Consider the following 20,223-nt stretch of genomic DNA (forward strand, 5'->3'; position numbering starts at 1 on the left):
GGTCAGGCCTCGATGGCCTCATAGGCAAAACGGACTTCCTCGCCGAATTTGTCGAGGAACATCAGGGCGCGCACGCTTTGCGCCGCGTTCACATAGTCACCACCGTCGAGCTGGGCGGCCACCTGGGCCAGCAGGGCCTTGCGTTCGCCGCGCAGCTGGCGGTCCAGCGCGTCGAGCGCGTCGGCATCCTTGCCGGCGCGCGCGTCGCCCAGTTCCTCGCGCCATTCCATCTGCTGCATCAGGAAGCTGACCGGCATGGCCGTGTTCGACTCCGTCTGCAAATCGACGCCATTGAGTTCGCACAGGTACTGCGCGCGTTTTTGCGGGCTTTTCAGGGTCTGGTAGGCTTCATTGGCGCGTGTCGCCCACTGCATGGCGACGCGCTTTTCGGCGCTGCTGGCATTGATGAAACGGTCGGGATGGACCTTGCCCTGCACGTCGCGGTAGGCCGCGTCGAGCGCGGGCATGTCGAGCGCGAACTGGGCCGGCAACTGGAATAATTCGAAGTGGTTTTGCATAGTCTGTCGGTGGTCGCTGTACCTCAATCGATGGGTACAGCGCACCGACCGGGGTGATACTTGCGTCTTAGATGCGGAAACTTTCGCCGCAGCCGCAGGCGTCTTTTTCGTTCGGATTGTGGAACTTGAAGCCTTCGTTCAAGCCTTCGCGCGCGAAATCGAGTTCCGTGCCGTCGATGTACGGCAGGCTTTTCGGGTCGACGAAGACTTTCACGCCGTGCGATTCGAAGACGCTGTCTTCGGCAGCCGCTTCATCGACGTATTCCAGCTTGTAGGCCAGGCCCGAGCAGCCCGTGGTACGCACGCCAAAGCGCAGGCCCACGCCCTTGCCGCGCCGTTCGATATAACGGTTGATGTGCTTCGCCGCTTTTTCGGTCAGTGTGATCATGTATTTCTCCGCAACTGCCCCGGCCTTGCGGCTGGGGCGGGCTGCCAACGTTTAAGCTGCTGCCGGGTGACGGGTCTTGTAGTCAAGCACTGCCGCCTTGATGGCGTCTTCCGCCAGAATCGAGCAGTGGATTTTCACTGGCGGCAGGGCCAGCTCTTCCGCGATCTGCGTATTCTTGATCGACAAGGCTTGATCCAGCGTCTTGCCCTTGACCCATTCGGTCACCAGCGAGCTCGAGGCGATGGCCGAACCGCAGCCATAGGTCTTGAATTTCGCATCTTCGATCAGGCCATCGGCGCCGACCTTGATCTGCAGTTTCATGACGTCGCCGCAAGCGGGCGCCCCCACCATGCCGGTGCCGATGGTTTCATCACCCTTGTCGAAAGCGCCCACGTTGCGCGGGTTTTCGTAGTGATCGAGTACTTTGTCCGAGTAAGCCATTTTGATGCTCCTTAAATATTCTTGCCGGCCCCGATTGAGGCCAGGGTGTTGGTTAGTGGGCAGCCCATTGGATCGAGTTGATATCGATACCTTCCTTGAACATGTCCCACAGCGGCGACAGGTCGCGCAGCTTGTGCACTTTCGATTTCAGCAGGTTGACGGCGAAGTCGATGTCTTCCTCGGTCGAGAAACGGCCGATGGTGAAGCGGATCGAGCTGTGCGCCAGTTCGTCGCTGCGGCCCAGGGCGCGCAGCACGTACGATGGCTCCAGGCTGGCCGAGGTGCAGGCCGAACCGGACGACACGGCGATATCCTTGATCGCCATGATCAGCGACTCGCCTTCGACGTAGTTGAAGCTGACGTTCAGGTTATGCGGCACGCGGTGTTCCATGTCGCCGTTGATGTAGACTTCTTCGATCTCCTGCAAGCCTTTCGCCAGGCGGTCGCGCAGGGCCTGGATGCGGCCGATTTCGCTGTCCATTTCTTCCTTGGCGATGCGGAACGCTTCGCCCATGCCGACGATCTGGTGCGTCGGCAGGGTGCCCGAACGCAGGCCGCGCTCGTGGCCGCCGCCGTGCATCTGCGCTTCCAGGCGCACGCGCGGCTTGCGGCAGACGTACAGCGCGCCCACGCCTTTCGGGCCGTAGGTCTTGTGCGCCGTGAAGGTCATCAGGTCGACCTTGGTTTTTTGCAGGTCGATGACGACCTTGCCCGTCGCCTGCGCGGCGTCGCAATGGAAGATGATGCCTTTCGAGCGGCAGAATACGCCGATCTCGTCGATAGGCTGGATCACGCCGATTTCGTTGTTCACCAGCATGACCGACACGAGGATGGTGTCCGGGCGCACGGCCGCAGCCAGCTGCTCGACGGTGATCAGGCCATTGTCCTGCGGTTCCAGGTAGGTGGCTTCAAAGCCGATGCGTTCCAGTTCGCGCACCGTGTCCAGCACCGATTTGTGCTCGGTCTTGACGGTGATGATGTGCTTGCCCTTGGTCTTGTAGAACTGTGCCGCGCCCTTGATGGCCAGGTTGTTGCTTTCCGTTGCGCCGGAAGTCCAGATGATTTCGCGCGGATCGGCGTTTACCAGTGCCGCCACGTGGCCGCGTGCCTCTTCCACGGCTTTTTCCGCCGTCCAGCCATACATGTGGCTGCGCGACGCCGGATTGCCGAACTGCTCGCGCAGGTAAGGAATCATCTTGTCGGCGACGCGTGGATCGATCGGCGTGGTGGCCGAGTAATCCATGTAGATCGGGAAATGCGGTGCGGTTTCAAAGTGCACTTGGCCTACGTTTTTTTCAGGGGCGTTCATCAATAACTCCAATGCAATCAGCAACTTAGTATTTTGTATTTATCAACCGAGGGCGGCGTGATTACGGTGCATCACCATCACGCTTTGCTCGGCATTCTTTTGTCTCTGCTGGTCGACCAGGTCCTGCAGCGACACAGAATCCAGATAATCGACCATTTTTTCGTTGAGTGTGGACCACAATTCATGCGTCATGCAGCGCGCGCCCGTGGCCGCGTCAGCGCCATGGCAATGTTCCTTGCCGCCGCACTGCGTTGCGTCCAGCGGTTCGTCGACGGCGATGATGATGTCGGCCACCGTCACCTTGTCGGCGCGGCGCGCCAGGCTGTAGCCGCCGCCGGGACCACGGATCGATTCGACGATCTCATGCCGGCGCAGCTTGCCGAACAGCTGTTCCAGGTAGGACAGGGAAATCGACTGGCGCTGGCTGATGCCGGACAAGGTGACCGGACCCTTGCCCTGGCGCAGGGCAAGATCGATCATCGCTGTCACGGCAAAACGGCCTTTTGTAGTCAGACGCATACATCCTCGGTTCAACTAGTTTAAAATATTGCGGTTTTTCAACTTCCCTAACCCCGAGTAGTTGAATGATTTAGTCAAGTATAACAAATTCGGCGGGGTTTGTCAGAGCGCCCCTCGATGACCACAGGGCTGGCAGGGGCATGGCAGGCCGCGCCAGGCGCGGCGGCATCAGGAAAACAACAATCGGAAAATCGCCGGCGTCACGGCACCGGGCAAAACCGTCGCGGGCGGAAGGGAACGGCGGCCAAGGAGCGCAGGCCAGCACGGGCGCCGACGTGGCGGGCATCGCCGGCCACCCATGCCGACGCGCAGCAGGTTTGGCCAGGCGTCATCAGCCGCGCAGGGCGGCGCGCACTTTCATCAGTTCGAAACCCAGCAGGTTCAAGCCGTCCCAGCGGGACGGATCGGCGATGCGCGGATTGTCCGCCGCCAGGCCCACGCCCCAGATGCGGTCGACGGGGCTGGCTTCGACGATGATGCGCTCGCCCGTGCCCAGCAAAAACTTGCGCAAGGCGGGCTTTTGCGAGAATTTGGCAAAATTGCCATCGAAGACGATGCCGGCGCGCGCCGCCTCCCACACCTTGGCGTCGAAATTGGCCACCTCGCGCCCCAGCTTTTTCACTTCCGACGGCCGCCCGGCCGCCACGATGCGCGCCTGCACGGCCGTATCGCCGAACAGGGCCGCCTTTTGCGCCATCATGTAATGCTCGGCCGTCGCATACGTCACGCCCGCCAGACTGAACGGCGAGGGAAACCACTGGCTGAAACAGCTTTTATCGGCCACCTGCGGCTGCGCCGGCGTGTGGCCCCAGAAATACAGATAGTCGGGCACGCCGCCGGCGCCTATCCATGCCTTCAATTCTTCAACGTTACTAATTTGCATATTCCCCGGACTTCCGCCAGACAGGCGCTAATTCAAGCTCAAGCACGCAATAGCTGCATCGGGCCAAACAGGGCCTGCATTTCGCCATTGCCGATAAAGGACAGATTATACGGATGTTCGGCCGTCACCTGCGGCAAGGATGCGGCCACCGGCAGGCGCTTGACGAGTTCGGCAATCTTGCCCCACAGCACCAGCTGCGGCAGATCCGCGCCACCCTGCCGCGCCAGCGCCTCGAGCACCACCTGCAGGAAGGGCAGCCAGCCGCGCGCATCCTGCACGGGCGGCACATGGGCGCGGAACACGAGGGCCGCGTTGAGCAGCAAAAAGCCCTGCTCCGTCATCTTGCGCTGCAGGTCGGGCAAGGTCTGGATCACGCCGCTGCCGGGCAGCAGCGCGGCGGCGGCCACGGGCGCCATGGCGACGCCGGACGTGTCGCCGCCCTGCAGCTGGCCATCGGCCGCCAGCAGCATCTTCATGAAGTTGCGCAGCGAGGTGGCGCGGTTGACGGGCTTCGACAGGCCCGTGGCCGACCACAGGCTGCCGACGGCGCCATCCATGAAACACACGCCCGTGGCGCTCTCGGCGCGCGGATATGGCCCCTCGCCCACCAGCACATGGCGCACCTGCGCCAGCGGCAGGGCAAAGGCAGCGAACAGCCGGCCCTGCGTGGGCAGGTAATCGTCGACGGCCAGCGCCGGCAGGTAGGCAGGATCGGCCGCCATCACGGCGTGCAGGCCGCGCAGCAGGATGGGGCGCCAGGAAGCATGCGCCAGGGACAGGGCGTCGGCGATGCTGGCGGGGAGTGTGGGAACGGTCATGGAACTCGTAGTCGATTGCGCAAACGCAAATTGTAGCGCACCGCCAGGCCAACCTTAACGAAAACACAAAGTTACGCCCATGAAGAATGTCGCTCGCAGAATAAAAAAGTCCCGGCCTGTTGCCAGGCCGGGACTTGCTTTCGCTTGCGCTTGCTTTGAATCAAGCCCATGGTTCAAAGGGCGGCACCCCGCCTGCTCGACGCTATTCGGCGTCCGGCTGCTGCGACGGATGGGCGGCGGCAAACGCGGGCAAGCCGCTGCAGTGCGCGTGGATGCGTGCCACGCGCGGGTATGGCGCCAGGTCGATGTCGAAGCGCTGCGCATTGAACACCTGCGGCACCAGACAACAGTCGGCGATGCTGGCGGCGTCGCCATGGCAGAACAGCTTCATTCCGGCCGCATCGCCCTGGACCAGCAGCGCTTCCACGGCCGCCAGTCCCTCGGCCATCCAGTGGCGGTACCATTCCTGCTTGGCTTCCTCGGACAGGCCCAGCGTATTTTTCAGGTATTTCAGGACCCGCAGATTCGTCAGCGGATGGGCGTCGCAGGCGATCGCCAGCGCCAGCGCGCGCACGCGGGCCCGCCCAGGCGCATCCGCCGGCAGCAGCGGCACGCCAGGGCGCGTTTCATCGAGGTATTCGAGGATCGCCAGCGACTGCGTCAGGATGGCGCCATCGTCGTCGAGCGCCGGCACCAGCGCCGACGGATTGACGGCGCGGTAGGCCGGCAGCAGCTGCTGGCCGCCATCGCGCAGCAGGTGCACGGGGATGCTGTCATAGGCCACGCCCTTCAAGTTCAGGGCGATGCGCACGCGATAGGCGGCCGAACTGCGGAAATAGGTGTACAGCTTCATGGGACGCCCTCCCCTCAGGCGCGCGCGGCACCGGCGTACAGGGCCACGGTCTGCTCGATGCTGCCGAAGATGCTGGCGCCGGCCGCGTCGCGCATCTCGATGCGCACCGTGTCGCCGAATTGCAGGTAGGCCGTCTTCGGCGCGCCATGTTCGATGGTTTCATACATGCGCACCTCGGCCAGGCAGCAATAGCCCACGCCGCCGTTGTCGATGCTGGAACCGAACAGGCTGCCCTGCTTGTTCGACACGGTGCCCGAGCCAACGATGCTGCCGGCGCCCAGTTCGCGCGTTTTGGCCGCATGCGCCACCAGCTGCGCAAAGTTGAACGTCATGTCTTCGCCCGCATTCGGCTTGCCGAAGGGCTTGTCGTTGAGGTCCACCAGCAGCGGCAGGTGCAGCTTGCTGTCAGCCCAGTCGGCGCCCAGTTCGTCCGGCGTGACGGCGACCGGCGAAAACGCGCTGGCCGCCTTCGACTGAAAGAAGCCGAAACCTTTCGCCAGTTCGCCCGGAATCAGGTTGCGCAGCGAAACGTCGTTGACCAGCATCACCAGGCGGATAGCTTTCGCCGCCTCCGCCACGCCGGCGCCCATGGCGACGTCGCCCGTGACGACGGCCACTTCCGCCTCCAGGTCGATGCCCCACTCTTCCGACAGGGCGAAGATCGGGTCGCGCGGACCGATGAAACTGTCCGAGCCGCCCTGGTACATCAGCGGATCCGTGTAGAACGAGGCCGGCACTTCTGCGTTGCGCGCCTTGCGCACCAGTTCTACATGGTTGATGTAGGCCGAACCGTCGGCCCACTGGTAGGCGCGCGGCAGCGGCGAGTGGCATAGCGTTGCGTCAAACGGCTGGGCGTCCGGCGCCTGGCCCGCGTTCAGGGCGGCGTAAGCCTGTTCCAGCCGGGGCGCGACGGCGTCCCAGTTGTCGAGCGCCGCCTGCAGGGTCGGCGCGATGGCGGCCACGCGCTGGTACTGGCGCAGGTCGCGGCTGACGAGGATCAGGGCACCGTCGCGGCTGCCGTTTTTCAGGGTTGCGAGTTTCATGGTTTTCCTTGTGTGGCGTAGTGTTCAGGTGTCGGATGGAGCAGGCAGGCGGCGCTCAGGCGGCGGCCGGCGCGTGCATCCAGGCGGCGTGCTTGGGCGCGCGGCGCGTCTGCGACCATTCTTCCAGCATTTCCCATTTGACGGCGTCCAGTTTGGCCATCATCTCGGGCGTGCCCACATTGGCCGCCAGCTCCAGGCGGTGGCCGTTCGGGTCGAAGAAGTAGATCGACTGGAAGATGGCGTGGTTGACGGGACCCAGCACTTCCACGCCGCCGGCCACCAGGCGCGCCTTGGCGGCCAGCAGTTCGTCCATGCTGGCCACTTCCAGCGCCAGGTGCTGCACCCAGGCCGGGGTATTGCGGTCGCGGTCCATCGGCGGCTGCGTCGGCAATTCAAAGAAGGCCAGCACATTGCCCTGGCCGGCGTCGAGGAAGACGTGCATGTACGGGTCCGGCGCCTTGGTCGACGGCACCAGGTCTTCGGCGATGGCGAGGACGAAATTCATGTTCAAATGCTTGACGTACCACTCGACGGTTTTCTTCGCGTCGATGCAGCGGTAGGCGACGTGGTGGATTTGCTTGATCTTCATGCTGTCTGTCTCCAATGGATGCGCGCGCGGCGCGATGGCTGGCGGTTTTTTCAGTTTTCACCATTAGAATCGAGTTCCAGCTATCATACAAACAATATTTAACCATTGATTTATCGGATTATCTTATGAGTCCCAGCCTGCGACAGATGCGCGCTTTCGTCGCGCTCGCCAAGACCGGCAGCTTTACCCTGGCCGCCGAATACCTGCACGTGACGCAGTCCGCCCTGAGCGGCTTGATCAAGGAACTCGAAAGCGTGCTGGGCGTGCGCGTCGTCGAGCGCAGCACGCGCAGGACGCAGCTGTCGGAAATCGGCCGCGAGCTGTATCCGCTGTTTGAAAAGATGATCGAGGATCTCGACGGCGCCATGGCCGGCATCGCCCAGCGCAAGGCCCTGAAGACGGGCCTGGTGCGCATCGCCGCGCCGCAGATGATGGCGTGCACCCTGCTGCCGGAAGTGATCGCCGCCTACCGCGAGGCGCACCCTGACGTGCAGCTGCGCCTGGTCGACTGTCCGGTGGAGAATGTGTCGGCGCGCGTCTTCAGCGGCGAAGTCGATTTCGGTATCGGCCCCGAACGCGACCCGACGGCGGAAATCGGCGCCCAAGTGCTGTTCGAGATGCCCTTCGTGCTGGTTTTTCCCGAGCAGCACCCGCTGCGGCAGAAAGAGCGGGTCACCTGGGCCGATGTGGGCGACTACCCGTTCATCTCGCTGCAGGGTCAGTTCACGGAGCGCCTGCTGCGCGACATGCACGGCAGCTTCCGCGACCTGTCGCTCAATCCCTACAACGAAGTGACCTTCATGACGACGGCGCTGGCCATGGTCAGCGCCAACCTGGGCATCACGGTCTGCCTGCCGTACGCGGAACCGATGGTCAAGCTGTATCAACTGCACATGCGCGCGCTGCACGAGCCGGAACTGACGCGGCGCTTTTTCGTGTACACGAAGACGGCACGTTCGCTGTCGCCGGCGGCCGAAAGCTTCATGGCCTTCCTGTTCCAGTTCGTCGAGACGCACGAGTGGAATGTGGGAGCGAACGGCGGCGCACGCGACGCCCTGCCTGCGGGCGGCGCGGCCGGCGCACCTTTATAATCCACCATCGCCCTTTCACCGCTTACGCCATGACCCAGCCTGCGCACAACGACCTGTCGCCCATCGACGCCGCCACCATCGCCATCAACCAGCGCATGAACACCTTCGACGGCCATGCACAAGTCTGGCTGTTCGGCTATGGCTCGCTGATCTACAAGGCCGACTTCCCTTACCTCGAGCGGCGTCCCGCCAGCATCAAGGGCTGGACGCGGCGCTTCTGGCAAGGTTCGCACGACCACCGCGGCACGCCGATGGCACCGGGCCGGGTCGCCACCATCGTGCCGCAGGCGGGCGCCGTGTGCGACGGCATGGCTTACCTGATCACGCCCGAAGTCTTCGCCCACCTCGACCACCGCGAAAAGAACGGCTATTTGCGCCTGGCCACCGAGATCACCTTCGACGATGGCAGCAAGGTCGATGGCCTCGTCTACATCGCCAATGAAGAAAACGCCGCCTTCCTAGGCGCCGCGCCCGAACTCGACATCGCGCGCCAGATCGCCCGCTCGGCCGGCCCCAGCGGCCCGAACAGCGACTACCTGCTGCACCTGGCCAGCGCCCTGCGCGAACTGGGCAAGAGCGACCCCCACGTCTTCGCCATCGAGCAGCATTTGGCGCAGATCAAGGACGGCACGGCAGACAGTGCCGGGAACTGAAACAATAGAACCAGGGTCAGTCATCTGATACAGCTAACGCGCCATCATGGCCAAACGGGCTGCTAAAACGGAAAATTGGAGCCTGCACGCCAGGGAATTCTCCAAAGATGATCCGGAACAACACACGAAGCACGTGGCCAGATAGCCTTCGACACCACGCAGCAAATACTGACGGCTGCCCTCAAAGGCTGCGACCTGCCCTAGGCCCTGGAAGACGCGATCGCGCAGCACGCGGCCGTCGCTCATATGATCACCATGCTGGCAGACTGCTGCACCGCCATTCCTGCCTGCCTACCGTCTGGCCTGAACTACCTAGCCAGCGGCAAGCGATGCTTGCGCTATCGGGTCCAAAGATCGAAATTCAGCAACACGATTCCTACGCCGAAATAAAATTCCAATATTTATCAAGCCTTCACTATTGAGCTATTTTTGTTGCAGAAGCCCTAAGTCTCATCGTTTTATTTATATGCAAGTTGTCCTGCATATTAATGAATGTTAAGGTGGCAACTCCCTCAGCCATCATGCTCACTTATGAAACCTATTTATGTTGCTCTCATGTTTTTGGGCCTGACTGGTTGCGCAACATCGGAGAAATTTTCTGCAAAGATGGACGGATTCATCGGTCAGCCGGAAATATCCGTGATATCGACGTATGGTATCCCCCAAAGCAATTACACTCTACAAGATGGATCACGTGTTATTCAATACACCCGTGGATCAGATATTATGCTGCCTGGCGCCATCACGGTGCAGCCGGTAACAACTAATACAAGCGGAAATCTAACGCTCAATCAAGGCATCCGACAAACAACTGGAAACTACGCACAACAATCCACGACCTATGTTCAGAGCCAAGGGCCAGCAAGCAATATTTCTTTTTCGTGCACGGTAATGTTCACACTAGATGCGAATGGGATCGTAAGGCGTTGGAGTGCAAAGGGGAACCATTGCATCTCCCAATAATCATGATCAAACAATGTCGAAATGTAGTTAACCCATGACAAAAAAATGCCGCCAGTTACCACTCAAGCGATGCGTTTTCTGATCTTCTCATAATTGTTACGATCCAGTTCTATATTGGTTTTCCCTAAAACAAATCCAGCTGCCCCGCATTGCTCCCTTTCGCCTTGGCGCCCAGCGGCGGCACCACCAGCGGACGGCGGAACTGGGTGCAGTCAAGCTGCTTGAAGCGGCCTCCCCTGCCATGCAGACCCAGGCGGTGCACGGCCTTCTCGAAGCGCTGGCGGATGAGGTCGGCCCATACGCCCTCGCCCTGCATGCGCGTGCCGAAGGCGCTGTCGTAATCCTTGCCACCACGCATTTCGCGCACCCTGTTCATCACGCGCTGGGCCCGTTCCGGGAAGTGCGCTTCCAGCCATTGCTGAAACAGGGGACTCACTTCCCACGGCAGGCGCAGCACGACGTAATGGGCGTGGATGGCGCCCGCGTCACGTACGGCTTCGAGCAATTGCTCGATTTCCGGTTCCGTCACAAAAGGAATGATGGGGGCGATGCTGACGCCCACGGGAATGCCCGCGTCCGTCAAGGTGCGGATCGTGCGCAAGCGCCGCGCTGGAGCGGCAGCGCGCGGTTCCAGCGTGCGCGCGATGGCCGGGTCGAGCGTGGTGACGGTGACGGCCACGGCGGTCAGGCGCTTGGCCGCCATCGGCGCCAGCAAGTCGATGTCGCGCTCGATCAGCGAGGATTTGGTGATCAGCGCCACCGGATGCTCGCATTCGTGCAGCACTTCCAGCACGCGCCGCGTCAGTTGCCGCTCGCGCTCGCACGGCTGGTAGGCATCCGTATTCACACCCAGCGCGATCGGTTCCGGCACATAGGACGGCCTGGCCAGTTCGCGCCGCAGCAATTCCGGCGCATTCACCTTGGCATAGATGCGGCTTTCGAAGTCGAGACCCGGCGACAGGCCCAGGTAGCTGTGCGTGGGACGGGCAAAGCAATAGATGCAACCATGTTCACAGCCCCGGTACGGGTTCAGGGACACATTGAACGGCAAATCGGGCGAAGCGTTGCGCGTGAGGATGGTGCGCGCCTGCTCGTCGTTGACCTGCTTCTTCCATGGCGCGACACCCTCCCCTTCAGCGTCCGCGTCCGCGCCAGCCACGCCCCAGCCGTCATCGAAGCCGTCGCGCGCATGCACTTCGTAGCGTCCTTGCAAATTTGATACGGCGCCACGCCCCTTCAGGGCTTTCAGCGACTGGGGCGGCAACATGGCTTGCCCGGCGAAACTGTCATCATGCTGTGGAATGATTGCTTTCATGAACGGCCCCATCAACTGTATATACGTACAGTATACTATGCCGCTCGCGGGGCAAGATCAAGGGCTGCCGTGATGCTCTTTCAAGCTTTTTCACCGTGCGGTATGACATAACTCAACTGCTGCGCGACAAAACCGTCAAATGCCGTGATCAAAGGAACAAAACGCGGCGCGTCCTGCTCTAACTGCATCAGGGCATAGCAAGTCGCTTCCAGGGTCGACAACTGGTCTGGTGCGTGCGCCTTGCGGATCAGGTAGTGGGAGGCTGGCGTATCGCGCAACGGCAGGCGCGGCATTTGTTGCAACAGGGGATTCAGGTACAGCATCTTGCGGCTCTTGCGCCATGTGCCATCGAGCACCACCAGCCGCAGCTGTGACGGGTCCAGCAAGGTAGCCGGATCCAGTGCGGGCGGCGGTGCGATGCCCAGCGAACGGTCGCCAGGCGTGTCTGGATACAGCAATATGTTTTGTTTGCCAGCGAGCAATGTGACGAGGGTGCCGGGGGCGAACTGCTCTCCGGTCAGCAGGCGGCTGTTGGGCAGGCTCAGGTGCAGCAGGCGGGCGCTGCCCTTGGCATTGTGTACCTCCAGCGGGTGCTGGAGAATCAGCACTTCCACCGCGTGGGCAACGGGGGAAGTCCAACGGCAGATACAGCTGGCTGCGGCGCGCAGGCAGACCGGACAGCGTGCGCGTTTGGCGGGGTCGGTTCGCCTGGTGGCGTCAGCTGGCCTGGTGACGTCAGCTGGTCTGGCAGCTTGCGTCGGGGATGGCGCCACGGCTTGCGCCAGGGGGGGCGCCAGTTTGCTGGCGTCCGCTGGTTTGGCGGCGTCCACTTGCGTGGCGGCCGGGGTCTGGGAGGATGGATGGTTGCTGCTGGTGGTCATGGCGGAGCACGTTCGCGGGGTTCTTCAAGCCGCGATTGTAGCGCCCACGCCATGCCGGCGGAAATGTTGGCGCGAGGTACAGCTTAAAACAACTGTAAAACAACTGCTAACCAAACGACTGCTAACAAGCACTGGCAACAAGCACTGCCAGTAACTGCTAGCAACCGCTGGAAACTGCCAGCAGGCGATGCACGCCAACTCGATTCAAGGCAACGGCTTAGCACCGCCTAAAACACTTAAACACTCAAAACAACACTTAAACACTCAAAACCGCTTAAAACTCTTCCCACTCGTCGGCGCCCGAAGCGACCGGCGCGCGCGGGGTGCTGGTGCGCGCCGCGTCCGGCCTTGCTACCTTTGCCGGGCCGCCAGCGGAGTGGGCGACGAAAGTGGCGGTGGAACCCGCGGCGCCACCGGTCACGGCCCGTCGCGCGGCGGGCTTGACGGCAGACCTGGCAACAGGCTTGGCGGCAGGACGGGCGGACACGTTCGGGGACACGCTCGCCGACACATATTGCTGCGTAGCATCGAGCTTGAACAGGCCCACCACGTCGGCCAGCTTGGCGGCCTGCTCCTGCATGGATTCGGCCGCCGCGGCCGCCTGCTCCACCAGCGCCGCGTTCTGCTGCGTCACCTGGTCCATCTGGCCGATGGCCTGGTTGACTTGCTCAATGCCGGCGCGCTGCTCGTCGCTGGCGTCCGTGATCTGGTTCATGATTTGCGTCACATGGCTGATGCTTTGCACGATTTCATCCATCGTGCGGCCCGCCTTGTCCACCAGTTGCGAACCAGCCTCGACCTTTTGCACGGAATCGTCGATCAAGCCCTTGATTTCCTTGGCCGCCGCCGCCGAGCGCTGCGCCAGGTTGCGCACTTCGCTGGCCACCACGGCAAAGCCCCGGCCCTGCTCGCCGGCCCTGGCAGCTTCGACGGCCGCGTTCAGGGCCAGGATATTCGTCTGGAAGGCGATGGCATCGATGACGCTGATGATGTCGACGATCTTGCGCGAGGAATCATTGATCGAGCCCATGGTGCTGACCACTTCCGACACCACCACGCCGCCCTTGCTGGCGATTTGCGAGGCGTCGATGGCCAGCTGGTTGGCGCTGCGCGCATTGTCGGCATTGAGTTTCACGGTCGAGGTCAGCTCTTCCATGGATGAGGCCGTCTCTTCCAGCGAGCTGGCCTGCTCTTCCGTGCGCGAGGACAGGTCGAGGTTGCCGGCGGCGATTTCGCTCGACGCCGTGCTAATGGAATCCGTGCCGGCGCGCACCTGGCCGACGATGCCGACCAGCTTGTCATTCATGTTCTTCAGCGCATGCATCAATTGCCCTGTCTCGTCGCGGCTTTCCACCACGATATGGCTGGTCAGGTCGCCGGCCGAGACGGCTTCAGCCACTTCCACGGCGCGCGTGATGGGGCGCGTGATCGAGCGCGTAATCCAGTAGGCGCAGGCGATGCCCAGCAGGATGGCGGCCACGCCAAGCGAGATCAGCAGCATGCGGCCGTTTTCATAGCGCGAGCGGATCTGCGCGGCCGTTTCGTCGAGCAATTTGGCTTCCAGCACTTCCAGTTTCTTCAGCGACGCCAGGTAAATGTCGCGCTTGACGGCCATGTCGCCTTCGTACAGGCGCTTGCCCAGTTCCAGGTCGCCTGCGTTCTTGGCCTTGAACACGTCCTTGCGCACTTCCGTGTATGCCTTGCGCGTACTCAACACTTCCTGGTACAGCGCCTGCTCTTCGGCGCTCAGCTGGCTCTTGCCGATATCGTTCTGAATTTCCGTGGCGCGCGCGGACGAAGCTGCCATTTCCTTCTCGAACTGTTTCTGGTGCTCGGGGTCGCTGACCTTCCAGGCGGCGGCCGTGCGCGCCGCATTGACCTCGATGACCTTGGTCCACTCACCGATCAGGCGCTCGTTGCGCACCTTCACGTTGACCAGCTGATCGGTTTCCTTGCTGGCGCTTTGCATCTGCACGATGCCCACCACGGTCAAGGAAGTCAGCAGCAGCAATACGGCGGCAAAGCCACCACCGAGACGCACGCCAATCTTGAGGTTTTTCATTACGAGATTCCTATCTGAAAGAACAATGCACGGATGCCGCCGGTCAGATACCGCTACAACTCACTATAGCAAGCATTTGCCGCCAGACAATCGCGAATGGGACTGGGGGACGCAGTTCTGCCCGGCGCCGTGGCGCCGCACACGCACTACTTTGGTGCTGATTGTGAGTGAATCAGGGTGGCATTGCAAGAAATAACATGCAGAAAAGCAACAACCAGAAGGCGGGATGCCGCCGCGTATGAGCGGCAGGCAAGAATACTCAGTTTTGCTTTACATAAATCAATTTTGGCGTGTCGAAACCCAGGCCCCTAGCCTTCTCGATCAGGCGCCGTTGCAAGGCGGGGTCCATGGTGGGCGTGCGCGAGAGCAACCACAAGTACGATTTATCGGGACCGCTGATCATGGAATAGGTGTAGCCGTCCTGGTCCAGGTCGAACACCACGTAAGCACCGTAGAAGGGGCCAAAAAACGACACTTTCAGGTAGCCCACGTCCTTCCTGTCGACGAAATAGGCCTTGCCTTCCGCTTCCTTCCACGCCGCGTCCGTATCCTTGTAGCCACGGTTGACCACTTTCAGGCCGCCATCCTGGCGCAGGCTGTAATCGGCCGTCACGTGGCTGAGTCCGCGCTCGAACGAGTGGTCGAGGCGTGCGATCTCATACCATTTCCCCAGATACTTGCTCGTGTCGAAGTGGCTAACCGGCACAACATTCTCGGACCGGCCCACGCAGCCGGCCAGCACGAGCACGCTCAGGAACAGCAATTTTTTCATGGTTTTCTCCGTCATGGTGCATCAGGGTTGCAGCGCGCGCTCGACGATGCGGCGGATCGCCCCACTGTCCTGCATGCGCGCGATGGCGGCATTGAACTGGTCGATAAAGTCATCGCGATAGGGATAGGCGCCCGGCTGGCGCTGCGTAAAACCCAGGTGGCCTTGCTGGCCGGCCAGCTGCGCCGTTTCATGGATCGCCTGCATCGGCGTGCCGGCCTGGCCAGCGCGCCGGATGCGCTGCAACTCCCACTGCGCCGAGAGGCGGTCGCTGACATAGCAATCGATGCGTCCGCGCATCAGCTTGAGCAAATTCGTGCGCGTGCCCTTGGCCGCGTCGAGCACGATTTGCCCCGAGCGCAAGGCCGCCGTCAGCCCCGCGTCGCCCAGCAGAAAACCGGCGTTGACGCCGATGTGCAGGCCGGCGTAATCGGCGGGCCACTGGCGCAGCGCACGTTTCGCCACCACGTCCTGATTGCAGAACACCACCAGCTGCTCCATCAGCAGGGGTACGGAATAGCGCACATACGGCCGCTCGCTGCGCCACGAATACGGCGGATACAGGCCAAACGCGTCGCCCGTCTGCAGCATCAGCACGCCGCGCTTCCAGGGCACGGGGCGCAGCTGCACGCGGTACTGCGGCATGGCTTGCACGGCTTCGCGCACGATGTCCGTATAAATGCCTTTCAGCTGGCCGTTTTCGACATACGAATACGGCGGATAGTCGTCGTCGCCATACAGCACCACGGGCTGCGGCGCGGCGGCCCACGCCACGGGGCCGGCAGCGGCGCACAGGCAGCACGCGGCAGCTAAAAAGTATCGTCGGAAGGGCAGTCTGGGCATGCCGGCAGGGTAGCATGGAAGGCGCCGGGACCATCATCCGTTTGCGCTGCCCGTGCCCAGCATGTCGTCGAGCTGCGCCAGCGTGCCCTGGTCCTTGACGACCGCGCGCAGCCACAGGTGCAGGGGCAGCTCGCCCCAGCTGGCCGCCTTGTCGGCCAGGTAGGCGACGGGGCTGTGCGGCTCCGTACGGCGAAAGAACTCGGCCACCTGGCGCAGCTGGGCCAGCGCCTGCTGGCGCTGCGCGATGACGTCGCCGCCGGTGCCGCTGGCGGCGACGGCGCCTGGCGCAGTAGCCGACGGCGCGCCGGAGAAGTGTGCCTCGGGCGCCAGCGGCGCGATGAAGTGGATGGCGTTTTCCAGCGCTTCGCGGGCGGCGCGAAAGCTCGGGCCGTCCGTGCCGAAGCGCGCATCGACGCTGCGCTCAAGCGCCAGCAGCGACTGCATGCAGTACTGTGCATCGGCCAGCAAGGCATCGGCAAAGGCGCGCGTGTTTTTCTGCCGCGCCGCCTCCATCTGTGCCAAGGTCGGCCCCTCGTCGTGGCGCAGGTCGCCCCAGCCCTGCTCGGGCACGGCCGCAGCGGCTGCGCGCTGGCGCGCCGCGTCGAAATCCTGCAGGGAAAACAGGCCGTCGGCGCCGGTAGTGAGGGGCATTTCGCGCACCAGCTGCGGCGTGCGCGACAACAGCCAGAACAGGTTGCCGATGCGCTGTTCATGCTCGCCTTCTTCTGCCAGCGGATACAGACCGTCCCAATAGCGTTCGCACAGCCCGGCCAGCAGCGCATAGCCATCGCCCAGGCCGCGGAAATGGCGCGTCTTGGCGTGCGCCTCTGCCAGCCACACGGCCACGCGCAAGTCCTTGCTGTGCGAGGCGATCAGCTGCTCGCAGCGCGTCGCCACGAACGGCCAGTCCGCCTCCTTCAGGGCCACCACCCACTCGCCCTGGTCCAGGCTCGGGTCGTCGTGCTGGCGCGCCCGCGCGATGGCGTCGAGCTCCTGGCTGAATGTGAGGTCGCCGCCGCACGGCTGCACGGCATTCACGGGTTGCAGCAACTGGTCGAGATTGAACATGGCACGCTCCGTCAGCTAGGCCTGGACTACTTGATCGTGTATTTGAACTGCCCCTGCTTGCTGGCGCTGACGCGGATGCTGGCCAGCGGTTCGCCTTCCGCCATGCGCGCCAGCACCGCGTCGGCAATCGCCGGCAGCACGCTGCCGTTGAGGATATGGTCGACATTGCGCGCGCCCGAATCGACCTCGGTGCAGCGCGCCAGCACGGCCTCGACCAGCGCCGCGTCGTGGCTGAACTGCGCCTGGTGGTTGCGCGCGATGCGCGCGCCTATCCTCGCCAGCTTCAGGTGGATGATCTCGGCCAGCACGGCGTCGCTCAAGGGATAGAACGGCAGCACCTTCAGCCGGCCCAGGAACGCCGGCTTGAAATGCGCCACCAGCTGCGGACGCACCAGTGCTTCCAGCGCGGCCGGCGTGGGCAAGGCGTCGTCCGCGCGGTTCAGGCAAGCGGCCATCATGGCGCCCGAGCCCAGGTTCGAGGTGGCGATGATGATGATGTTCCTGAAATCGACTTCGCGCCCTTCCGCGTCATCGAGCACGCCCTTGTCGAACACCTGGAAGAACAGTTCCAGCACATCGGGATGGGCCTTTTCCGCCTCATCGAGCAGCACCACGCTGTAGGGCTGGCGCCGCACGGCTTCCGTCAGCACGCCGCCTTCGCCATAGCCGACATAGCCGGGCGGCGAGCCTTTCAGGCCGGCCACGCTGTGCGCCTCCTGGTACTCGCTCATGTTCAGGGTAATGAGCTTGCGCTCGCCGCCGTACAGCAAGTCGGCCAACGCCAGCGCCGTTTCCGTCTTGCCCGTGCCGGACGGCCCCGTAAACAAAAACACGGCTTGCGGCTTGTGCGGGTCGTCGAGGTTGGCGCGCGCCGTGCGCACGCGCTGCGCCACCGCGTCGATGACGTGCTCCTGCCCCAGCACCCGTTCGCGCAGCGCCACATCCAGCGCCAGCACGCTGCGGATGTCGTCCTTGACCATCTTGCCCAGCGGGATGCCGGTCCAGCCGGCGACGATGCCCGCCACCACCTGCGCGTCGACTTCCAGCGGCGCCAGCGGCGCTTCGCCCTGCAGCGCCGCCAGCTCCTCCTTCAATGCCAGCAGGGTGGCGGCGCCGTCCTCGCCCGGACGTTCGCCGCGCAGCTGCAGGCGCAAGTCGCCGATCTGCGCCACCAGCGCCTTTTCGCGCTCCCAGCGCTGCGCCAGCGCCTTGACCGCCGCCTGCCCATCCTCGTGCTCGCGGCGCAGCTGCGCCAGCCGCGCGGTACCCGCCTTGCCGGCGACTTCGCCATCACCGGCCTCGCGCTCCAGCGCGGCGATCTCGACGCCGATGCGCTCCTGCCGCCGGCCGGCGTTTTCCAGCTGCGCCGGCGTGGCGCTCTGGCCCAGCGCCACCTTGGCGCACGCCGTATCGAGCACGCTGATGGCCTTGTCGGGCAGCTGGCGCCCGCTGATGTAGCGGTGCGACAGGCGCACGGCGTCGACGATGGCCGCATCGCGCACGCGGATGCCGAAATGGCGCTCCATCAGCGGCGCCATGGCGCGCAGCATGGCGCAGGCGATCTCCTCGCCCGGCTCCTCCACCTTCACCACCTGGAAGCGCCGCGCCAGGGCCGCATCCTTCTCGAAGTATTTCTTGTACTCGCTCCAGGTGGTGGCGGCGATGGTGCGCAGGCCGCCGCGCGCCAGCGCCGGCTTCAGCAAGTTGGCCGCATCGTTCTGCCCCGCCTGGCCGCCGGCGCCGATCATGGTATGCGCTTCGTCGATGAAAAGGATGACCGGGTGCGGGCTTTGCGCCACCTCGTCGATGACATGCTTCAAACGGCTCTCGAATTCGCCTTTCACGCTGGCGCCGGCCTGCAGCAGCCCCATGTCGAGCGCGTGGATATGCGCCCCCTGCAGCACAGCCGGCACGTCGCCCGTGGCGATGCGCAGGGCCAGGCCTTCCACCACGGCCGTCTTGCCCACGCCCGCCTCGCCGGTGAGGATGGGATTGTTCTGCCGGCGGCGCAGCAGGATATCGACCGCCTGGCGTATCTCCGCTTCGCGGCCGATCACGGGATCGAGCTTGCCGTCGCGCGCCAGCTGCGTCAGGTCGGTGGTGTACTGGTCCAGCGCCGGGGTTTTCGCCGCCAGGACGGCGACGGGGTCGGCGGGCGCCACGGACAGCGGATGTGTCGCCGGGCCTTCCTCCTCGCCGGAACCGGCCGTGAGTCTGTCCGCATGGTGCTTCAGCTGTTCGACGCTGAAGCGGGCGAACAGTTTCGAACCGCGGTACGCAAGCTGCGCCAGTTCCGGTTCCGTCAGCAGCGCCAGCAGCAGGTGGCGGCTGCGGATGGGGCCCGGCTGCGCCGTGTCCAGCGACGCGATCAGCCAGGCGTGTTCGAACAGCAGCGGCAGATGGGGCGAGAACACGGGCGTGCGCGCGCTGCCCGTGCGGAAGCCGCCGATCTCGCGCCGCAGGTCCGCCTCCAGCGCGGACAGGCTGATCTCGCTGCGCCGTGCGATGGTAACGAAATCGCTGCGTTCCTGCTCCAGCAGGGCCAGGAACAGGTGCTCGATATCGACCTCGTACTGGCCCAGACCCACGCAGATACTTGCGGCGCGCGTGGCGGCCGTGCGCGCCGTGGCATTCAGCTTGGCGATCAGGGTTTTCAGGTGATTGCTCATGCGGCGGCTCCCTTGCGGTGGATCGAATAGCGCAGCGACGACGGCTGCAGCACGGCGTCGAAATTGACCATCTCGCCGCCGGACGCCACGGCCAGGGTGGCGCTGATGACGAAGCCGACGCGGTTGATGGCGCCCGCCTCGCGTTCCAGGCGCGCGCGCACGTTGCGCAGGCGCGGCTCATGGCGCTCGATGGCCGCCTTCAGGGCGGCGCAGATGCGCGCGCGGTCTTCGCTGCTCGACAGGCACATGCCGGCAAAGTCGATCAGGCCATAATTGACGATGGAGGCCGCGCATTCCGGATACGCGTCGAGCGCGCCGGGCGGCAGGGCCACGCGCGTGTTGAGCAAGTCTTCCAGGTCGCGCGCCACCGCGTCCTTGAGCTGCTCGAGCGACAGGCGCCCCGCCGCGCCTTCGCCCATCAGGCGGTCGAACAGGCCCGCTGCATAACTGTCCATGCATGCTCCCGAAAGTCGGGGGGGGGGGGGGGGGGGGGGGGGGGGGGGGGGGGGGGGGGGGGGGGGGGGGGGGGGGGGGGGGGGGGGGGGGGG

21 protein-coding genes are annotated in these 20,223 nt (G+C 63.8%); 2 read left to right on the top strand and 19 right to left on the bottom strand.

Annotated features, from left to right (window positions below; translation table 11 throughout):
• Positions 1–2: 2 nt before the first annotated feature.
• The 10 genes from hscB to AC1RDJ_RS27295 form a co-directional block, all read right to left on the bottom strand.
• On the bottom strand, positions 3–518 hold the full coding sequence (gene hscB / locus AC1RDJ_RS27250) for a Fe-S protein assembly co-chaperone HscB (protein WP_071322761.1): 516 nt from the start codon (positions 516–518) through the stop codon (positions 3–5).
• Between the two features lie 67 nt (positions 519–585).
• Complete coding sequence (gene iscA, locus AC1RDJ_RS27255; RefSeq protein WP_071322760.1) at positions 586–906, bottom strand: iron-sulfur cluster assembly protein IscA; 321 nt, start codon at positions 904–906, stop codon at positions 586–588.
• A gap of 51 nt (positions 907–957) precedes the next feature.
• Positions 958–1,347: a Fe-S cluster assembly scaffold IscU gene (gene iscU, locus AC1RDJ_RS27260; protein ID WP_038493869.1), complete on the bottom strand. Its 390-nt coding sequence runs from the start codon at positions 1,345–1,347 to the stop codon at positions 958–960.
• Positions 1,348–1,399: 52 nt separating this feature from the next.
• Positions 1,400–2,656 carry an IscS subfamily cysteine desulfurase gene (locus AC1RDJ_RS27265; protein ID WP_071322759.1) on the bottom strand — a complete coding sequence of 419 codons (1,257 nt, stop codon included), beginning with the start codon at positions 2,654–2,656 and terminating at the stop codon, positions 1,400–1,402.
• A 42-nt stretch (positions 2,657–2,698) separates the two neighbouring features.
• A complete protein-coding gene (gene iscR / locus AC1RDJ_RS27270; RefSeq protein WP_065310626.1) occupies positions 2,699–3,175 on the bottom strand; it encodes a Fe-S cluster assembly transcriptional regulator IscR in 477 nt (158 codons plus the stop codon).
• Between the two features lie 331 nt (positions 3,176–3,506).
• A complete protein-coding gene (gene ybiA / locus AC1RDJ_RS27275) occupies positions 3,507–4,058 on the bottom strand; it encodes a riboflavin biosynthesis intermediates N-glycosidase (protein ID WP_071322758.1) in 552 nt (183 codons plus the stop codon).
• Positions 4,059–4,096: 38 nt separating this feature from the next.
• On the bottom strand, positions 4,097–4,876 hold the full coding sequence (locus AC1RDJ_RS27280) for a uracil-DNA glycosylase family protein (protein ID WP_493029303.1): 780 nt from the start codon (positions 4,874–4,876) through the stop codon (positions 4,097–4,099).
• A gap of 202 nt (positions 4,877–5,078) precedes the next feature.
• Positions 5,079–5,729: a maleylacetoacetate isomerase gene (maiA, locus tag AC1RDJ_RS27285; RefSeq protein ID WP_493029304.1), complete on the bottom strand. Its 651-nt coding sequence runs from the start codon at positions 5,727–5,729 to the stop codon at positions 5,079–5,081.
• A gap of 14 nt (positions 5,730–5,743) precedes the next feature.
• The gene (locus AC1RDJ_RS27290; RefSeq protein ID WP_493029305.1) at positions 5,744–6,772 is read right to left on the bottom strand and encodes a fumarylacetoacetate hydrolase family protein; all 1,029 of its coding nucleotides are present in this window, start codon (positions 6,770–6,772) and stop codon (positions 5,744–5,746) included.
• A 55-nt stretch (positions 6,773–6,827) separates the two neighbouring features.
• Complete coding sequence (locus tag AC1RDJ_RS27295; protein ID WP_493029306.1) at positions 6,828–7,361, bottom strand: VOC family protein; 534 nt, start codon at positions 7,359–7,361, stop codon at positions 6,828–6,830.
• A gap of 125 nt (positions 7,362–7,486) precedes the next feature.
• Between AC1RDJ_RS27295 and AC1RDJ_RS27300 the strand changes: the two genes are divergently transcribed.
• Together AC1RDJ_RS27300 and AC1RDJ_RS27305 are read left to right on the top strand one after the other, a co-directional pair.
• Positions 7,487–8,452 (top strand): LysR family transcriptional regulator, encoded by a 966-nt coding sequence (locus AC1RDJ_RS27300; RefSeq protein WP_493029307.1) that lies wholly within the window; start codon positions 7,487–7,489, stop codon positions 8,450–8,452.
• Between the two features lie 62 nt (positions 8,453–8,514).
• On the top strand, positions 8,515–9,105 hold the full coding sequence (locus tag AC1RDJ_RS27305; protein WP_289887307.1) for a gamma-glutamylcyclotransferase: 591 nt from the start codon (positions 8,515–8,517) through the stop codon (positions 9,103–9,105).
• A gap of 33 nt (positions 9,106–9,138) precedes the next feature.
• On the opposite strand, the gene AC1RDJ_RS27310 is transcribed toward AC1RDJ_RS27305, so the two are convergent.
• The 9 genes from AC1RDJ_RS27310 to tssE all read right to left on the bottom strand — a co-directional run bounded on the left by AC1RDJ_RS27310 (position 9,139) and on the right by tssE (position 20,130).
• A complete protein-coding gene (locus tag AC1RDJ_RS27310; RefSeq protein ID WP_493029308.1) occupies positions 9,139–9,351 on the bottom strand; it encodes a hypothetical protein in 213 nt (70 codons plus the stop codon).
• Positions 9,352–10,192: 841 nt separating this feature from the next.
• Positions 10,193–11,335: a PA0069 family radical SAM protein gene (locus AC1RDJ_RS27315; protein ID WP_493029314.1), complete on the bottom strand. Its 1,143-nt coding sequence runs from the start codon at positions 11,333–11,335 to the stop codon at positions 10,193–10,195.
• Between the two features lie 128 nt (positions 11,336–11,463).
• On the bottom strand, positions 11,464–12,156 hold the full coding sequence (locus AC1RDJ_RS27320; protein WP_493029315.1) for a tRNA-uridine aminocarboxypropyltransferase: 693 nt from the start codon (positions 12,154–12,156) through the stop codon (positions 11,464–11,466).
• A gap of 382 nt (positions 12,157–12,538) precedes the next feature.
• Positions 12,539–14,326, bottom strand: a complete 1,788-nt coding sequence (locus tag AC1RDJ_RS27325) for a methyl-accepting chemotaxis protein (protein WP_493029309.1) — start codon at positions 14,324–14,326, stop codon at positions 12,539–12,541.
• Positions 14,327–14,585: 259 nt separating this feature from the next.
• On the bottom strand, positions 14,586–15,098 hold the full coding sequence (locus AC1RDJ_RS27330) for a lipocalin family protein (RefSeq protein WP_493029310.1): 513 nt from the start codon (positions 15,096–15,098) through the stop codon (positions 14,586–14,588).
• A gap of 21 nt (positions 15,099–15,119) precedes the next feature.
• Complete coding sequence (locus AC1RDJ_RS27335) at positions 15,120–15,938, bottom strand: substrate-binding periplasmic protein (RefSeq protein ID WP_083411683.1); 819 nt, start codon at positions 15,936–15,938, stop codon at positions 15,120–15,122.
• Between the two features lie 33 nt (positions 15,939–15,971).
• Positions 15,972–17,006: a type VI secretion system protein TssA gene (gene tssA / locus AC1RDJ_RS27340; RefSeq protein ID WP_493029311.1), complete on the bottom strand. Its 1,035-nt coding sequence runs from the start codon at positions 17,004–17,006 to the stop codon at positions 15,972–15,974.
• A 26-nt stretch (positions 17,007–17,032) separates the two neighbouring features.
• Entirely contained in the window at positions 17,033–19,675 is a 2,643-nt protein-coding gene (gene tssH / locus AC1RDJ_RS27345) for a type VI secretion system ATPase TssH (RefSeq protein ID WP_493029312.1), read from the bottom strand.
• Positions 19,672–20,130 carry a type VI secretion system baseplate subunit TssE gene (tssE, locus tag AC1RDJ_RS27350; RefSeq protein WP_493029313.1) on the bottom strand — a complete coding sequence of 153 codons (459 nt, stop codon included), beginning with the start codon at positions 20,128–20,130 and terminating at the stop codon, positions 19,672–19,674. The genes tssH and tssE overlap by 4 nt, the downstream gene beginning before the upstream one ends.
• Positions 20,131–20,223: the final 93 nt, after the last annotated feature.

It is taken from the genome of Janthinobacterium sp. GW822-FHT07H10 (assembly GCF_058798675.1).

What these genes read in the sequence shown, in the direction of transcription:
- hscB (WP_071322761.1), bottom strand. Translation starts at nt 518, where the DNA reads ATGCAAAACCACTTCGAATTATTCCAGTTGCCGGCCCAGTTCGCGCTC.
- iscA (WP_071322760.1), bottom strand. Translation starts at nt 906, where the DNA reads ATGATCACACTGACCGAAAAAGCGGCGAAGCACATCAACCGTTATATC.
- iscU (WP_038493869.1), bottom strand. Translation starts at nt 1,347, where the DNA reads ATGGCTTACTCGGACAAAGTACTCGATCACTACGAAAACCCGCGCAAC.
- AC1RDJ_RS27265 (WP_071322759.1), bottom strand. Translation starts at nt 2,656, where the DNA reads ATGAACGCCCCTGAAAAAAACGTAGGCCAAGTGCACTTTGAAACCGCA.
- iscR (WP_065310626.1), bottom strand. Translation starts at nt 3,175, where the DNA reads ATGCGTCTGACTACAAAAGGCCGTTTTGCCGTGACAGCGATGATCGAT.
- ybiA (WP_071322758.1), bottom strand. Translation starts at nt 4,058, where the DNA reads ATGCAAATTAGTAACGTTGAAGAATTGAAGGCATGGATAGGCGCCGGC.
- AC1RDJ_RS27280 (WP_493029303.1), bottom strand. Translation starts at nt 4,876, where the DNA reads ATGACCGTTCCCACACTCCCCGCCAGCATCGCCGACGCCCTGTCCCTG.
- maiA (WP_493029304.1), bottom strand. Translation starts at nt 5,729, where the DNA reads ATGAAGCTGTACACCTATTTCCGCAGTTCGGCCGCCTATCGCGTGCGC.
- AC1RDJ_RS27290 (WP_493029305.1), bottom strand. Translation starts at nt 6,772, where the DNA reads ATGAAACTCGCAACCCTGAAAAACGGCAGCCGCGACGGTGCCCTGATC.
- AC1RDJ_RS27295 (WP_493029306.1), bottom strand. Translation starts at nt 7,361, where the DNA reads ATGAAGATCAAGCAAATCCACCACGTCGCCTACCGCTGCATCGACGCG.
- AC1RDJ_RS27300 (WP_493029307.1), top strand. Translation starts at nt 7,487, where the DNA reads ATGAGTCCCAGCCTGCGACAGATGCGCGCTTTCGTCGCGCTCGCCAAG.
- AC1RDJ_RS27310 (WP_493029308.1), bottom strand. Translation starts at nt 9,351, where the DNA reads ATGAGCGACGGCCGCGTGCTGCGCGATCGCGTCTTCCAGGGCCTAGGG.
- AC1RDJ_RS27315 (WP_493029314.1), bottom strand. Translation starts at nt 11,335, where the DNA reads ATGTTGCCGCCCCAGTCGCTGAAAGCCCTGAAGGGGCGTGGCGCCGTA.
- AC1RDJ_RS27325 (WP_493029309.1), bottom strand. Translation starts at nt 14,326, where the DNA reads ATGAAAAACCTCAAGATTGGCGTGCGTCTCGGTGGTGGCTTTGCCGCC.
- AC1RDJ_RS27330 (WP_493029310.1), bottom strand. Translation starts at nt 15,098, where the DNA reads ATGAAAAAATTGCTGTTCCTGAGCGTGCTCGTGCTGGCCGGCTGCGTG.
- AC1RDJ_RS27335 (WP_083411683.1), bottom strand. Translation starts at nt 15,938, where the DNA reads ATGCCCAGACTGCCCTTCCGACGATACTTTTTAGCTGCCGCGTGCTGC.
- tssA (WP_493029311.1), bottom strand. Translation starts at nt 17,006, where the DNA reads ATGTTCAATCTCGACCAGTTGCTGCAACCCGTGAATGCCGTGCAGCCG.
- tssH (WP_493029312.1), bottom strand. Translation starts at nt 19,675, where the DNA reads ATGAGCAATCACCTGAAAACCCTGATCGCCAAGCTGAATGCCACGGCG.
- tssE (WP_493029313.1), bottom strand. Translation starts at nt 20,130, where the DNA reads ATGGACAGTTATGCAGCGGGCCTGTTCGACCGCCTGATGGGCGAAGGC.